Annotated in this window: 9 protein-coding genes; 3 read left to right on the top strand and 6 right to left on the bottom strand. The window is 66.8% G+C overall.

Annotated features, from left to right (window positions below; translation table 11 throughout):
* The first annotated feature begins 76 nt into the window (after nucleotides 1–76).
* Nucleotides 77–2,230, top strand: coding sequence for a carbamoyltransferase C-terminal domain-containing protein (locus Q2M23_RS23445; RefSeq protein ID WP_253623913.1), 2,154 nt, complete (start codon nucleotides 77–79; stop codon nucleotides 2,228–2,230).
* On the opposite strand, the gene Q2M23_RS23440 is transcribed toward Q2M23_RS23445, so the two are convergent.
* From Q2M23_RS23440 to Q2M23_RS23415, 6 genes are all read right to left on the bottom strand, one after another.
* Nucleotides 2,190–3,125 (bottom strand): DMT family transporter, encoded by a 936-nt coding sequence (locus Q2M23_RS23440; RefSeq protein WP_076832278.1) that lies wholly within the window; start codon nucleotides 3,123–3,125, stop codon nucleotides 2,190–2,192. The two genes, Q2M23_RS23445 and Q2M23_RS23440, sit on opposite strands and share 41 nt — an antisense overlap.
* 83 nt (nucleotides 3,126–3,208) lie before the next feature.
* On the bottom strand, nucleotides 3,209–4,078 hold the full coding sequence (locus Q2M23_RS23435) for an NAD(P)-dependent oxidoreductase (protein WP_057020005.1): 870 nt from the start codon (nucleotides 4,076–4,078) through the stop codon (nucleotides 3,209–3,211).
* A gap of 3 nt (nucleotides 4,079–4,081) precedes the next feature.
* Nucleotides 4,082–5,213 (bottom strand): peptide chain release factor 2 gene (gene prfB / locus Q2M23_RS23430; RefSeq protein ID WP_156436500.1). Its coding sequence is split into 2 segments (ribosomal slippage): nucleotides 4,082–5,143 and nucleotides 5,145–5,213, totalling 1,131 coding nucleotides; the frame shifts between segments, so codons are not numbered across the junction.
* Between the two features lie 106 nt (nucleotides 5,214–5,319).
* On the bottom strand, nucleotides 5,320–7,821 hold the full coding sequence (locus Q2M23_RS23425) for a penicillin-binding protein 1A (RefSeq protein ID WP_137483477.1): 2,502 nt from the start codon (nucleotides 7,819–7,821) through the stop codon (nucleotides 5,320–5,322).
* Nucleotides 7,822–8,058: 237 nt separating this feature from the next.
* Complete coding sequence (locus tag Q2M23_RS23420; RefSeq protein WP_057020002.1) at nucleotides 8,059–9,369, bottom strand: N-acetylmuramoyl-L-alanine amidase; 1,311 nt, start codon at nucleotides 9,367–9,369, stop codon at nucleotides 8,059–8,061.
* A gap of 615 nt (nucleotides 9,370–9,984) precedes the next feature.
* Nucleotides 9,985–10,716, bottom strand: coding sequence for a hypothetical protein (locus Q2M23_RS23415; protein ID WP_199805339.1), 732 nt, complete (start codon nucleotides 10,714–10,716; stop codon nucleotides 9,985–9,987).
* Nucleotides 10,717–10,737: 21 nt separating this feature from the next.
* Between Q2M23_RS23415 and Q2M23_RS23410 the strand changes: the two genes are divergently transcribed.
* Both Q2M23_RS23410 and Q2M23_RS23405 read left to right on the top strand, forming a co-directional pair.
* A complete protein-coding gene (locus Q2M23_RS23410; protein ID WP_410469758.1) occupies nucleotides 10,738–13,269 on the top strand; it encodes an Rne/Rng family ribonuclease in 2,532 nt (843 codons plus the stop codon).
* Nucleotides 13,270–13,375: 106 nt separating this feature from the next.
* The gene (locus tag Q2M23_RS23405; protein ID WP_310884710.1) at nucleotides 13,376–14,608 is read left to right on the top strand and encodes an NAD(P)/FAD-dependent oxidoreductase; all 1,233 of its coding nucleotides are present in this window, start codon (nucleotides 13,376–13,378) and stop codon (nucleotides 14,606–14,608) included.
* Nucleotides 14,609–14,701: the final 93 nt, after the last annotated feature.

The following is a 14,701-nucleotide window of genomic DNA, read 5'->3' as shown; positions in this document are numbered from 1 at the left end:
GGGCGAAACGGCATTGTTGCCTGGCGCTATTTATGATTGAAGGTCGATCTGGGGATCACGAGTCGAGGCGTTCTGATTGCGTAAACCGGACATCCGTACCGGTCCGCGGCATCCGCATCTTGCGGCCGCGGGCTATGAGATCACGCGCCGCCTCAGCGAGTCTGCGCTGGCGAAGCGTGGCCTGCACAAGGCCAATGGCGCGTTCGCGCAGCGCACGATCGCCTCGATCCGCGAAAAGCTGCAGCGCGGCGAGACCGTCTATATCGCAGGCCTCGCCTGCCCCGGCACGCACAATACCGGCGTCGCGCTGGTCGAGATCACCCAGAAGGACGGACCGCGCCTGATCGTCAACAACGAGGAAGAGCGCTTCTCCGGTAACAAGCACACCAACGAGTTCCCGCAACACGCGCTCGACGACATGCGCAAGGTGTTGCAGCGGATGGGCCGCGACATCGGCGATATCGCCGCCTTCGTCACGACATGGGACTATCCGGCGCTGCTGGCGATGCTGATCCGCACCTCGCTCGAGGAAGCGCCGGCCAGCCTCAAACTGCTGCGCGCCCCGATCGCACCGGCGATCAATCTGCGCCAGCTGGATCAGGTGCGGCGGCTGTCGCACCGGCTCGGCAGGATGTACGGGCTCGACAAGCAATTGCCGCTGATCTGCATGCCGCATCACGACAATCACGCTTGGTACTCGTTCACGGCCTCGCCATTCGCCGATGCGCGCGAGCGTGTCGCGATCGCGGTGCTCGACGGTACCGGCGACGTCGGCTCGATCTCGCTCTATGTCGCCGAGAACGGCGAGATGAAGCAGCTCTATTGCAACGAGAGCCTGTTCGACTCGCTCGGTGCTTTCTACACCGTGATCTCATCCAGCCAGGGCGGCTGGACTTGGCTGTCCAGCGAGGGACGCTACATGGGCGCCGCCGCCTGGGGCGACATGAATCGCGCCACCAATCCGTATTATCAGCGCTTGAAGGCGGTGCTGCAGCTCGGGCCCAACGGCAGCGTGCAGCTCAATCGCGCGATGGCCAATTGGTACGCCGATCCCGCCGACAATCCCTATCGTCAGCCGCTGATCGACATTCTCGGCCCGCCGCTGCGCCCGGACCAGCTCTGGAATCCCGACGCCGTGCTGCGCGTCGAGGACATCAATCACCGCCCCGACACCAAGGACCGCGTTGATAAGGCAGCCGCGACGCAACTGGTGTTCGAGGACGCGATGATCCATGTCATCGACCATCTCCTGCGCACCACCGGCACCGACCGCCTGGTGCTGACCGGGGGCGTCGCGCTGAACGCGCTCGGCAACATGCGGCTGCTCGAGCATTTCGACGAGGCGTGGTTCGAGCGGGCGCAGCAGCGCAAGACGCGACTGCATATGTGGGTGCCGCCGGTGCCCGGCGATCCCGGCGTGCCGATCGGCGCCGCCTGGCTGTTCGCGCATATGGCGGGCGCGCCGCGCGGCGCGCCGCTCTCGCACGCATTCTATTGCGGCCTGCCGCCCTCGAACGCCGGCATCACCGCGGCGCTGCATGCCGACGACATCGCCTCGACCGAGATCGGCAATGTGGCGACGTCAGAAGGGCGCGATGCGGTTGCCGACCTGATGGCATCCATGGTCGCGCAAGGCGGCGTGATCGCGATCTATCAGGGCGCCGCCGAAACCGGCCCGCGCGCGCTCGGCCATCGCTCGATCCTCGCCAATCCCTGCGATCCCGAGGTGCGCGAGCGGCTCAACGAGCGGGTCAAGTATCGCGAGGCGATCCGGCCGCTGGCGCCGATGGCGACGCTGCAAGCTGCGCGCGATTATTTCGAGCTGGAAGACGGCGCCTCCGACGCTGACTACAACGCCTATAACTACATGGTGCTCACGGCGCATTCGAAGCCCGAGGCGCGCGCGAAGATTCCGGCGGTGGTGCATGCCGACGGCACCGGCCGCATCCAGATCGTGCGCGAGGCCGACGATCCCCTCACCTATGCCTATCTGAAGGCGCTCGGCCGTCATATCGGCGTCGAGATGTCGGTCAACACCTCGTTCAACGTCGCAGGTCCGATCGCGCAGACGCCGGCGCAGGCGATGGACACGCTGCGCCGCTCCAAGGGGCTCGATGCCGTGGTGTTGGTCGCCGACGACGGCACCGCCTACGCCGCCTGGCACGGCGGCGAGCGCGACAGCGGCCGCTTCAGCGGATGGTATGCGGCGTGGAAGCAGGCGCGCGGCTGAACCAAACCAGCACGCGGCCGTCGATCAAGAGCAGCGCGCTCGCGATCACCAGCGCGCCGATCACCTCGCGCAGTGCGATCGGCTCGCCGAGCACGAGATAGCCGAGCAGCATCGCGGTGACCGGAATCAGCAGCGTCACCAGCATCACATTGGTCGCTCCGGAGCGCTGCAGGATCTGAAAGAACACGATATAGGCCAGCGCCGTCGACAGCGCCGCGAGCCCGAGCACGGCGAGCCATGTCGCGGGATGCGGCATCGGCAACAGCCACGGCCGATCGACGACGGCGGCGATGGGCGCCATCAGCACCGCCGAGGCCATCATCTGGAACGTCGCGGTGCCCAAGGGCGGCACGCGCTGCGGCAGCCGCCGTCCGACCAGCGCCGCGATGCCGTAGCTGAAGGCGCCCGCGAGGCACAGCAGGATGCCGATGCCCTGCCGGCTCTCGAAGCCGAGCGCATCGCCATGCAGGATCGCAACCCCGATCAGCCCGACCAGAACGCCCGCCACGCGGCGCGCTTGCAACCGTTCCTCGCCGGCCGCCGCCATCACGACCACCGCGAACAGCGGCGTCGTCGCGTTGAGGATCGAGGCCAGCCCGCTCGGAATATAGGTCTGCCCGAACACGATCAGCGCGAACGGCAGCACATTGTTGAACAGCCCCATCGCAACGAACGGCGCCCAGCCGGACAGGCTGCGCGGGAATTCGATTCCGGCGGCCCGCAGCAGCGGCAGCAGGATGATCGTGCCGAGCACGACGCGCAACAGCACCAGGGTCAGCGGCGGCAATTCGCGCAGGATCACGCCGTTGAAGAAGAACGAGCCGCCCCAGAGTACCGACAGCAGGACAAGCAGCCCCCAGTCGCGGCGATCGATCCAGTTGTCGGCGGAAGGCATGTCGGGCACTCACCTGCAGTCGGACTGGTGACTAGGGCAGCGCCGCGAATATTCCCACCCGATTTCCGACAATGGCGGCCCGCCTATTTCGGCCGCGACACGATCTCGATCATCTGGCCCTCGTCGGCGTCGGGCGCATGGGCCTTCGCCTTGTCGTAGGCGGCGAGCGCGGCGCGGCTCACGGGCACGCCGGGCAGCAAGGTCTCGGCGAGCCGCACGGCGTAGTCGGCATCCTTGTGGCGCAGCGCCGCGGTGAACGATGCGCCGGAGAAGTTGCGGTCGATCATCCGCTTGGAGTGGCGGATCACCTGCGGGCTCGCCACCGCGCCGGTCGCCAGCGCCTCGGCCACCAATTGCATGTCGAGGCCCGCCTGCTCGGCGATCGCCACGCCCTCGGCGAGGCTTGCGATCTGCACCGCGCCGATCAGGTTGTTGATCAACTTGAACACAGTGCCGGTGCCAACCGCGCCGAAATGGCGGATCGTGCTGCCGATCGGCGCTAGGAACGGCCGCGCCCGATCGAGATCGGCGGGATCAGCGCCCACCAGCAGCGTCAGCTTGCCGGCCGCCGCCGCCTCCGGCAGGCCGGTGACCGGGCAATCGATGTAGACCAAGCCACGGCTCTGCAGTTCGCGCGCCATCTCGACCGTGTGCTGGTACGAGACCGTGGAGCATTCGATCGCGAGCGTGCCGGCCTTCATGTTGGCGGCGGCGCCGTCCCTGGTCAGCCAGACCGCGCGCGAGGCTTCGTCGTCGGCGACCATGGTCACGACAGCATCGGCGTCGATTGCGGCATCCTCCGGCGAGGTCGCCCACAGCGCGCCGCGAGCGATCAGGTCCGCGGCCTTGGCCTTGCTGCGGTTCCACACGGCGACCGTGAAGCCGGCATCGAGGTAACGGCCGGCCATGCCGTGGCCCATGCGTCCCAATCCGATGAAAGCGACGCGCGGCATGGGCTAATCCACATCTTCAACGGAGCCGGGCCCGGTGCCGAAGGCACGCTGCGCCAAGGTCGCCGCCATGAATTCATCGAGGTCGCCATCGAGCACCCCCGACGTGTCGGAGGTCTGCACACCGGTGCGCAGGTCCTTCACCATCTGATAGGGCTGCAACACATAGGAGCGGATCTGGTGACCCCAGCCGATGTCGGTCTTGGCGGCCTGATCGGCGGCAGCCTGCTCCTCGCGCTTCTTCAGCTCGATCTCGTAGAGCCGCGCGCGCAGCATGTCCCAGGCCTGCGCCCGGTTCTTGTGCTGCGAGCGGCCGGCCTGGCAGACCACCGCGATGCCGGTCGGGATGTGCGTCAGGCGCACCGCCGACTCGGTCTTGTTGACGTGCTGGCCGCCGGCGCCGCCCGACCGCATGGTGTCGGTGCGAACATCGGACTCCTTGATCTCGATCTTGATGGAGTCGTCGATCACCGGGAAGATCTGCACCGACGAGAACGAGGTGTGCCGCCGCGCGTTGGAATCGAACGGCGAGATGCGCACCAGGCGATGCACGCCGGCCTCGGTCTTCAACCAGCCATAGGCGTTGTGGCCGGAGATCTGGATGGTGGCGGACTTGATGCCGGCTTCTTCACCCTGGGACTCTTCGAGGAACTCGATCTTGAAACCGTGCTTCTCCGCCCAGCGCGTGTACATGCGCAGCAGCATCTGCGCCCAGTCCTGGCTCTCGGTGCCGCCGGCGCCGGCATGGACTTCGAGATAGGAATCGAACTTGTCGGCCTCGCCCGACAGCAGCGCCTCCAGCTCGCGCCGGGCGACCTCCTTCTTGAGATCCTTAAGCGCCTTCTCGGCCTCGGCGACCACGCCCTCATCGTCCTCGGCCTCGCCGAGCTCGATCATGCCGATATTGTCCTCGAGCTCGCGCTCGACCTTGCCGATGCCTGAGAGCGCGTCCTCCAGTGAGGTACGCTCCTGCATCAGCCGCTGGGCCTTCTGGGGATCGTTCCAGAGATTGGGGTCTTCTGCGAGCTTGTTCAGCTCAGCGAGGCGTGCCGTCGATTGTTCGACGTCAAAGATGCCTCCTCAGCAGCCCGACTGACTGCTTAATCTCTTCAACAAGGCGTTCGATTTCCGCGCGCATGGTCTTTCAGGTGTTGGCTAAAAAGGTTCCGGGGGATGTAGCGACCGGCGCGGCAAAGCGCAATCGACTTGGCCGCACTATCCCGGCGATTTGGCCGGATCGACCGCTAGTAAAGCCCCCCGGTTCCCGGACGCATGAAGAAGCCGCCATCCGGCTGCGCCCCATTCTGCGACGGCTGCGGGCCAGGCGCAGGGCCGCGCCCATCGGCATCGGCGACGCCGATGACCGAATAGTTCTCCGGCGGCGCGGTGCCCGGCTTGAAGGCTTCGAGGATGGTGTTGCCGCCGTCGCCGGGACCGGCGCGCATGCCGGACTTGGCGTCGACGCGGATCAGCTTGATGCCGGCCGGAACCTTGAACGGTGTCGGCGGCTTGTCGGCGAGCGCAAGCTTGAGGAAGTCGCGGGCGATCGGCGCTGCGACGTGGCCGCCGGTGGCGGCGCGGCCGAGATTGCGCGGCTTGTCGTAGCCCATGTAAACGCCGACTGCGAGATCCGGCGAGAAGCCGACGAACCAGACGTCCTTCTCGTCGTTGGTGGTGCCGGTCTTGCCGGCGATCGGCTTGCCGACCTCCTTCACGACGGTCGCGGTGCCGCGCTGGACCACACCTTCCATCATCTCGGTGATCTGGTAGGCGGTCATCGGATCGAGCACCTGCTCGCGGCGGTCGACGAGCTGCGGCTCCGGCTGGCTCTTCCAGCCCCCGGGCGCGTCGCAGCCGCGGCATTCGCGAGTGTCGTGCTTGAAAATGGTATGCCCGTAGCGATCCTGGATGCGATCGATCAGCGTCGGCTTCACCCGGCGGCCGCCATTGGCGAACATCGAATAGGCCGTGACCATGCGCATCACGGTCGTCTCGCCGGCACCGAGCGCATACGACAGATAGTTCGGCAATTCGTCATAGACGCCGAAGCGCTTGGCGTATTCGCCGACCAGCGGCATGCCGATGTCCTGCGCGAGCCGCACCGTCACAGTGTTGAGCGAGCGCTGCAGCGCGTTGCGCAGCGTGGTCGGGCCGTAATATTTGCCGGTCGAATAGTTTTCCGGACGCCACACGCCGGCGCCCTGCCCCTGATCGATCTCGATCGGCGCGTCGATAACCGTGGTCGACGGCGTATAGCCGTTGTCCAGCGCCGACGAGTACACGATCGGCTTGAACGACGAACCCGGCTGCCGGTAGGCCTGCGTCGCGCGGTTGAACTGACTCTGGTCGAACGAGAAGCCGCCGACCATCGCGAGCACGCGGCCGGTCCACGGATCCATCGCCACCATCGCGCCGGACACTTCAGGCAATTGCCGCAGGCGATACTGGCCTTCGACCGCGTTGCCGTCCTTGGTCACCAGCGGATCGGCGTAGATCACGTCACCCGGCTGCAGCACCTGCGAAACCGCGCTCGGCGCCTTGCCCTTGGTCTTGGCCCAGCGCACGCCGTCCATCGTGATGATGCCGGTCTGCCGCTCCTTGCTGACCGCGCCGCCGAGCTCGCGGCCCGGCTGGAAGCCGATCCGCGCCGACTGATCGCTGGTCTCGAGCACGACAGCCATCCGCCACGGCGAGATGTCGGAGAGCGACTTCACGTCGGCAAGCTTGACGCCCCAGTCACCGGAAATGTCGAGCTTGTGCAGCGCCCCGCGCCAACCCTGCGCCTCGTCGTAATTGACGAGCCCCGCGACCATGGTCTTGCGCGCCATCACCTGGATCTTGGGATCGAGCGTGGTGCGCACCGACAGACCACCCTCGTAGAGCTTCTTTTCGCCGTAGCGCTCGAAGATGTCGCGGCGGACCTCCTCGGCGAAATATTCGCCGGCGAAGATATGCGCGCCGTTCGAGCGGCTGGTGACGTTGAGCGGGTCCTTGCGCGCCTTGTCGGCGTCGGCCTGCTTGATCCAGCCGTTCTCCAGCAGACGATCGATCACATAATTGCGGCGCTCGATCGCGCGGTCGCGGTTGCGCACCGGATGCAGCGCCGCCGGCGCTTTCGGCAGCGCGGCGAGATAGGACGCCTCCGCGATCGTCAGCTCGTTGACCGACTTGTCGAAATAGACCAGCGACGCCGCCGCGATGCCGTAGGCACCGAGGCCGAGATAGATTTCGTTCAGATAGAGCTCGAGGATGCGGTCCTTGGAATAGGCGCGCTCGATGCGCATCGCCAGCAAGGCTTCCTTGATCTTGCGGCTGAACGAGACCTCGTTGGTGAGCAGGAAGTTCTTCGCGACCTGCTGGGTGATGGTCGAGGCGCCCTGCGGGCGACGGTTCGAGCCGTAGTTCTGCGCATAAAGGATCGCGGCGCGCGCCATGCCCTGATAGTCGATGCCGCCGTGCTCGTAGAAGTTCTTGTCTTCGGCGGCGAGGAAGGCGTTGATCACGAGTTTCGGCACCGCCTGGATCGGCAGATAGAGCCGGCGCTCCTTGGAGTATTCGCCAAGCAGGGCGCCGTCGGCGGCATGCACGCGGGTCATGACCGGCGGCTCATAGTCCTGCAGCTGCGAGTAGTCGGGCAGATCCTTGGAGAAATGCCAGATGGCGCCAGCGACCGCGGCGACACCGACCAGGAACACGACGGTTCCGGCGGCGAACAAGAAACCCATAAACCGCACGAGCAGGCGCATTATCGACGTTCCGTTCCTACCCTCCGGCGCTCAGTCGTCAGAAGCGCCTGTCCAAAAGTGCGAAAGCCTCACACAACGAAGCTTTGGCCCAGCGAGCCACCTTGCGCACGCGAGTATACAAGAGCCGCCGGACAATATGGTCGATTCTGCGGACCTGCGGTCCATTGTCTATACCGTCGCGGCTGTGGCCAAACTAGGGCTTCGGCGCAACGGCCCCGGCTTTTCAGCGAGCCGATTTCACTTTGCCGACCCGGCAGTTGCCAGCCGTTTGGCGAAGAACGTGTCGATCGCCTGCACCATCGAGCCGACCGCCTTGTTCCGCCAGCTCTCCGAGACCAGGTGCTCGAGGTCCCCCTTGTTGGAGACGTAGCCGATCTCGACCAGCACGGACGGCACGTCGGGCGCCTTCAGCACCCGGAAGCCGGCCGATTTGAGCGGATGCTTGTGCATCCGCACCGTGGTCTTCATCTCGTCCATCAGAAGACGGGCGAAGCGATTGGAAAACGTCTTGGTTTCACGCTGCGCGAGGTCGATCAGGATGTCGGCGACCTCGGTCGGTTCGTCGGTCAGGTTCACCCCGCCGATGGCGTCGGCCTTGTTTTCCGCCTCCGCCAGCCGTTCGGCCTCGGCGTCGGAGGCCTTGTCCGACACCGTGTAGATCGTGGCGCCCTGGGCATCGCCCTCGCGGCGCGGCAGGGCGTCGGCGTGGATCGAGACGAACAGCGCCGCGGACTGGGAGCGCGCGATCTTCACCCGATCGTTGAGCGGGATGAAGGTGTCGTCGGACCGCGTCATGACCACCCGATACTTGCCCGACTTCTCGATCCGGTCGCGCAGGGCAAGGCCAAAGCCGAGCACCAGGTTCTTCTCGGTCTGGTCGCCGGATTGCGTGCCGTTGTCGATGCCGCCGTGACCGGGATCGATCACGATCAGCGGGCGCGCGTCGGTGACCGCGACCGGCGGCAGCGCCGCCGAGGTGACGGCCGGAATGGTGGCGGTGGTGGATTCGGAAATCGCCGGTTTCGATTCGGGCCGGCTCGCGGGCGCCAGCGACTGCACGAAGCTGGTGCGGTCGACCTCCTCGAAGTCCAGCACAAGCCGCGGCGGCTGGCCGTTGGCGGCGTCGAGCACGTAGGAATTCGCGATCTTCACCGGTCCGGTCAGGTCGAACACGATCCGCGAGCCGCCGGGCATCACGAGGCCATAGCGGAACGCCTTCACCAGGCCCCGCCCCGCCGAGCCGGTGCCGGCCGCGAGCTGAAAATCGACCTGCGGGATATCGACCACGACGCGGTAGGGGTCAGCCAGCGGGAAGGCGCGAAATTCGATCTTGCGGTCGAGGTCGAGGATGAATCGGGTCTGCTTGGCGTCGCCGGCGAGCCTGGCGCCGGATGCGACCGGGAAATTCGGGGAGCTCGCGGCCGGCGCAGGCGGGCTGTTCTGCGGGCCCTCAGCGGCGCTCGGGGCGCCGGCAATGGCAAACACCGATGTTGCGGCGCAAAATAGCCCGCATCCCAGAAAAACAAGGTGTTTTGCGCGGTTCGCCACCCGATTCGTAGCCTCCCAGCTGCTTCTTACCGCATTAGAACCACACGGTTAATCGCCCCCTAATGACGCTCCGGCGAAAAGAACCGAGTGTTGCGGCGGCGTGACGCTTCCCTTGCACGCGGCGGTCAATCCACGTATGTACGAGGTGCTGACGGTTAGTACTCCCGGTTGTGTCGCGTTCAGCCTCCCGGTGCAGCGGTGGAACCTTCCTGATCGAAGATCCCGCCGTGTTTTTCCGGTCCCTCCCCAGCCAGCGCCGCGCGCGGCTGACACGGAGTGGCGGATTCAAGCCCGAGCGGCGTCCGGTCCCAGGCACACTCCCTCGCCAGAGGGACGGTTTGAGACACGGCATAACCGATTATCCGGTCCCTTGGGGCCTCGATATGCGATGGCCGGCAGGCGCTTCGGCGCCAGACGGGGCTTTCAGCAAAAGATACGGCGGTATTTTTCGCCGCCAACATGTTTAGACGGGCCGACGCTTAATGCGCCAGACTGCATTGCCGACCAGGATCCCCCGAATGATCGCGCTGACGCGAGGTGAAAACTTCGCCCGTCGCATCATCCCGGTGAGTTCCCGTCCGGCGCTGCGCCGCGAGATGCGTTTCGGCCTTCCCCTCACCCCCGAATCAGGTGGACCGTCGCGTCACCGGGCGGCGCAGTTTGCGCGCGCCATGATCCGCGCCCGCCGCCGTCAAGAGCTCCAAAATGCCCAACAAGATGTTGATCGATGCCACCCACCCGGAAGAGACCCGGGTCGTTGTGGTCCGTGGCAATCGCGTCGAAGAGTTTGATTTCGAGACCGCCCAGCGCAAACAGCTGCGCGGCAACATTTATCTCGCCAAGGTTACGCGCGTAGAGCCGTCGCTGCAGGCCGCCTTCATCGAGTATGGCGGCAACCGGCATGGCTTCCTGGCCTTCAGCGAAATCCATCCCGACTATTACCAGATCCCGGTCGCCGACCGTCAGGCGCTGATCGAGGCCGACGAGCGCGCCCATCGCGAGGCCGAGGAAGAGCACGAGAACCGCGGCCATCGCCGCCGGTCGCGCCATCGCAATGCCCGTCGCCGCGGCCATGGCGAGCGCGTCCAGAGCGAGGTGATCGAGGGCGCGAACGACACCCAGGCGCTGCCCACCATCGAGGCCCACGAACATCCCGTCGATGCCGAGCATCATGAACATGATGCCGGGCACCACGATCACGGCGTGGTCGCCCACGAAGGCCACGAGCATGAGGCGCATGATCATGCGCATCACGAGGACCATGAGCATCACCATGATCATGACCACGACGATCATGGCCACCACGATCATGGTCACGACGACCATCACGACCACGATCATGCCCATGATCACGACCACGCCCCCGAGGTGAGCGAGGCGGCGGTTGCCGACGCCCCCTCCGACCCCGTCGTTGCGGTGGTCGAAGCCTCCGCCGCGTCGGCCGCGCCTGAGACCGTCGAGACGATCGAGGTCAATCACGAGCCCGAGCGCGCCCATGAGGAGCAGATCGAGGAAAACGCCGCGCATGCCGACGACGCGCCGCGCGTGGCTTCCGACGAGCTTCACGCCGCCGCGGATGAACACGCGGTCGCCGAATATGGCGCGCTCGCCGAGGTGGTCGCGCCCGAGACCGGGCCTGGCGACGAGGCCGGCGAAGATGACGAAGAGGATGAGGGCGAGGAAGGCGAGGAAGAGGACGTCGTCGAGTCGGTCGGCGGCGACGACGTGCTCGAGGAGGTTCCGGAGCGCCCGTTCCGCCCGCGCCGCCAGTACAAGATCCAGGAAGTGATCAAGCGCCGGCAGGTGATGCTGGTGCAGGTCGTCAAGGAAGAGCGCGGCAACAAGGGCGCCGCGCTGACCACCTATCTGTCGCTCGCCGGCCGCTACGCCGTGCTGATGCCCAACACCGCGCGCGGCGGCGGCATCAGCCGCAAGATCACCTCCGCCCAGGACCGTTCGCGGCTGAAGGAAGTGGTGCAGGATCTCGACGTGCCCGAGGGCATGGGGATCATCCTGCGCACCGCCGGCGCCTCCCGCAGCAAGCCGGAGATCAAGCGCGACTTCGAATATCTGATCCGGATGTGGGAAACGGTGCGCGACCTGACGCTGAAGTCGCAGGCGCCGACGCTGGTCTACGAGGAAGGTTCGCTGATCAAGCGCTCGCTCCGCGACCTCTACAACAAGGAGATCGACGAGATCCAGGTGGCCGGCGAAGCCGGCTACCGTGAAGCGCGCGACTTCATGAAGATGCTGATGCCGGCCAATGTGCGCGCGGTGAAGCAGTATCGCGACGGTCAGCCGCTGTTCTCGCGCATGGGCGTCGAAAGCCAGCTCGACGCAATGTTCTCGCCGACCGTGCAATTGCGCTCCGGCGGCTACATCGTGATCAACCAGACCGAGGCGCTGGTCTCGATCGACGTCAACTCCGGCCGCGCCACGCGCGAGCACCATATCGAGGACACCGCGCTCAAGACCAATCTGGAAGCGGCGGAAGAAGTCGCGCGCCAATTGCGCCTGCGTGACCTCGCCGGCCTGATCGTCATCGACTTCATCGACATGGACGAGAAGCGCAACAACCGCGCGGTCGAGCGCAAGCTGTCCGACTGCCTGCGCCAGGACCGTGCGCGGATCCAGGTCGGCCGCATCTCGCATTTCGGCCTCTTGGAAATGTCGCGCCAGCGCATCCGCGCCAGCGTGCTCGAAAGCTCGACGGAGCCCTGCCCGCAATGCGGCGGAAGCGGTCACGTCCGCTCGGTCTCGTCGGTGGCGCTGCAGCTCTTGCGCGGCATCGAGGAGATCCTGATGAAGGGCGCGACCCACAACCTGGTGGTCCGCACCCGCACCGACGTCGCGCTCTACGTGCTCAACCACAAGCGCGGCCATCTGCGCGACCTCGAAGACTCCTTCCGGGTTTCGCTGTCGATCGTCGCGGATGCCACGGTGCACGGCCAGCAGTCCTACATCATCGACCGCGGCGAGCAGGTGCATACGCTCGAAGCCGCCAAGGCGCTGCTCGCTGCGCAGGCTGCCGCTGCGCCGGCCCAGGCCGAAGAGGCCGATGACGAGGAAGAACTGTTCGAATACGAGGCCGAGATCGAGACCGACGAGACCGAGGGTCTCGCCGACGAGCGGGCGGCCGGTGATGAAGCAAGCGCCGCTGATGGAGAAGGCGACGGCCAGCGCCGCAAGCGGCGCCGCCGGCGCCGCGGCCGCGGTGGCGGCAGCGAGGCGCGTGAAGGCGCCCAGCAGCTGCGCGAGGACGGCGATCTCATGCATGTCCTGCCCGAAGGCACCGAGGCGGTTGCCGCCGCCGATGCCGAAGGCGATGAGGACGAAGGTGACGAGCAGCAGGGCGCTGCCCGCGACGACCAGGCCGGCAATGGCGATCGTCGTCCGCGGCGCCGCGGACGCCGTGGCGGCCGCCGCCGGCGCGGCAGTGGCGGACCGGATGACGGTCTCGCCGGATCGATCTCCGATGAGTTGAGCCCGGCGGCGACGTCGGAGGCCTCCGACGCAGTCGCCGATTTCGATAGTCATGACGCGGAGCCGGCTCCCTCGCTGACGCAGCCCGAACTGGTGGCCGAGCCGCCGGAGTGGCAGCCGACCGAGGTCGCCCCCGTCGAGCCGGTCGCGGCACCCGAGCCCGAAACCGCCGCGGCGTCTGCCGCCGAGGACACTGCCGAAGGCGACCGCGCCCAGCGTCGCCGCTCGACGGTGCGCGAAAAGGTCAACTTCGCATCGAGCCCGCAGCCCGAGGCATCAGCGGCGCTGGTTCAAAGCCCGGCGGAGGAAGCTGCCCCTGAGCCGGCCGCGGCTGCTCCAGAGCCGGCACCGGCCGCTGCGGCCGAGGCTCCGGCCCGCAAGGGCTGGTGGTCGCGCCGCTTCGGCGGCGGCAACTAGCACCACCTGCAAGTCAAAACGCCCGGCTCACGCCGGGCGTTTTTATTGAACAGGCAATCCGTTCGTCAGATGCCGGCGCAACGGAGCCTGACGGAGACGGATCCCAATGCAAAGCGCGATCGTTCTTGGCGGCGGCATGGTGGGTGTCAGCACGGCGCTGCATCTGCAGCGCCGCGGCTGGTCGGTGACGCTCGTCGACCGCAAGGAACCGGGCCGCGAAACCAGCTACGGCAATGCCGGCATCATTCAGAGCGAAGCGGTTCGGCCCTACCCGATGCCGCGCGATCCCGCCATCCTCGCCCGGATCGCGATGGGGCGCACCAACGACGTGCGCTACCGCCTGGCGTCGCTGCCGCAGCATGCCGGCCCGCTGCTGCGCTATTGGTGGAACTCGACGCCCGAGCGGCACCGCGAAGCCACCATCGCGTGGGCGCGCCTGATCGCCTACGCCACCGCGGAGCACGACACGCTGATCCGCGACGCCCATGCCGACAATCTGATCCGCCGCGCCGGCTATCGCCTGCTGCATCGCGACCCGGCCGCGCTGGAGCAGGCCATTGCAATCGCCGAGGAGAACCAGCGCGACTTCGGCGTGACGTTTCGCGTGCTTGATGGCCGCGAGCTCGCCAAGGCGGAACCGTTGCTGCGCGACGACCTGCCCGGCGCCATTCACTGGCTTGGGCCCTGGACCGTGTCGGACCCCGGCGGACTTGTTTCCGCCTATGCCGGACTGTTCGAACGTCTCGGCGGCACGCTGTTGCGCGGCGATGCGCAGACGCTGACGGAGACGACGTCCGGCTGGTCGGTCGACACCAGTGGCGGCCGGATCGATGCCGCCCATGTCGTGGTCACGCTCGGCCCGTGGTCACCGCAATTGCTCCGCAAGTTCGGCTACCGGATCCCGCTGGTGCGCAAGCGCGGCTACCACATGCACTACCAGGGCGGCCGCTCGCTCGACCTGCCGCTGGTCGACACCGCGAACGGCTATGCGATGGCGCCGATGGCCAAGGGCATCCGCATCACCACCGGCGCGGAGCTGACCAGTCCCGACGCACCGGCGACGCCGATCCAGCTCGGCTACGCCGAAGCGGCCGCGCGCGAGCTGATCGAGATCGGCAGCCGCGTCGAGCCCGAGCCGTGGTTCGGTACCCGCCCCTGCACGACCGACATGCTGCCTGTGCTCGGGCCGGTGCCGCGGCATCGCGGGCTGTGGGTGAATTTCGGCCACGGCCATCAGGGCTTCACGCTCGGCCCCGCGACCGCGCGCGTGCTGGCCGAAACGATGAACGGCGAGGCATCCGCGGTGGACACCTCGCCGTATCGGCTGGACCGGTTCTGAGACGTCGAAGCAGACTTAGCAGGCTGTTGAAGAAGTCTTTGAACGGCGCGCGATGAATGGGATGTTGTCGCCGTTGAGGAGGCAAACCTCCCC

Source organism: Bradyrhizobium sp. 33ap4, from assembly GCF_032654765.1.
Classification (GTDB): Bacteria; Pseudomonadota; Alphaproteobacteria; order Rhizobiales; family Xanthobacteraceae; genus Bradyrhizobium; species Bradyrhizobium australafricanum.
Note: the sequence above shows the minus strand (reverse complement) of the source record. Positions and strands in the feature narration are given on the sequence as shown.

What these genes read in the sequence shown, in the direction of transcription:
- Q2M23_RS23440 (WP_076832278.1), bottom strand. Translation starts at nt 3,125, where the DNA reads ATGCCTTCCGCCGACAACTGGATCGATCGCCGCGACTGGGGGCTGCTT.
- Q2M23_RS23435 (WP_057020005.1), bottom strand. Translation starts at nt 4,078, where the DNA reads ATGCCGCGCGTCGCTTTCATCGGATTGGGACGCATGGGCCACGGCATG.
- Q2M23_RS23425 (WP_137483477.1), bottom strand. Translation starts at nt 7,821, where the DNA reads ATGCGCCTGCTCGTGCGGTTTATGGGTTTCTTGTTCGCCGCCGGAACC.
- Q2M23_RS23415 (WP_199805339.1), bottom strand. Translation starts at nt 10,716, where the DNA reads ATGGGCATGATCGTGGTCGTGATGGTCGTCGTGACCATGATCGTGGTG.
- Q2M23_RS23405 (WP_310884710.1), top strand. Translation starts at nt 13,376, where the DNA reads ATGCAAAGCGCGATCGTTCTTGGCGGCGGCATGGTGGGTGTCAGCACG.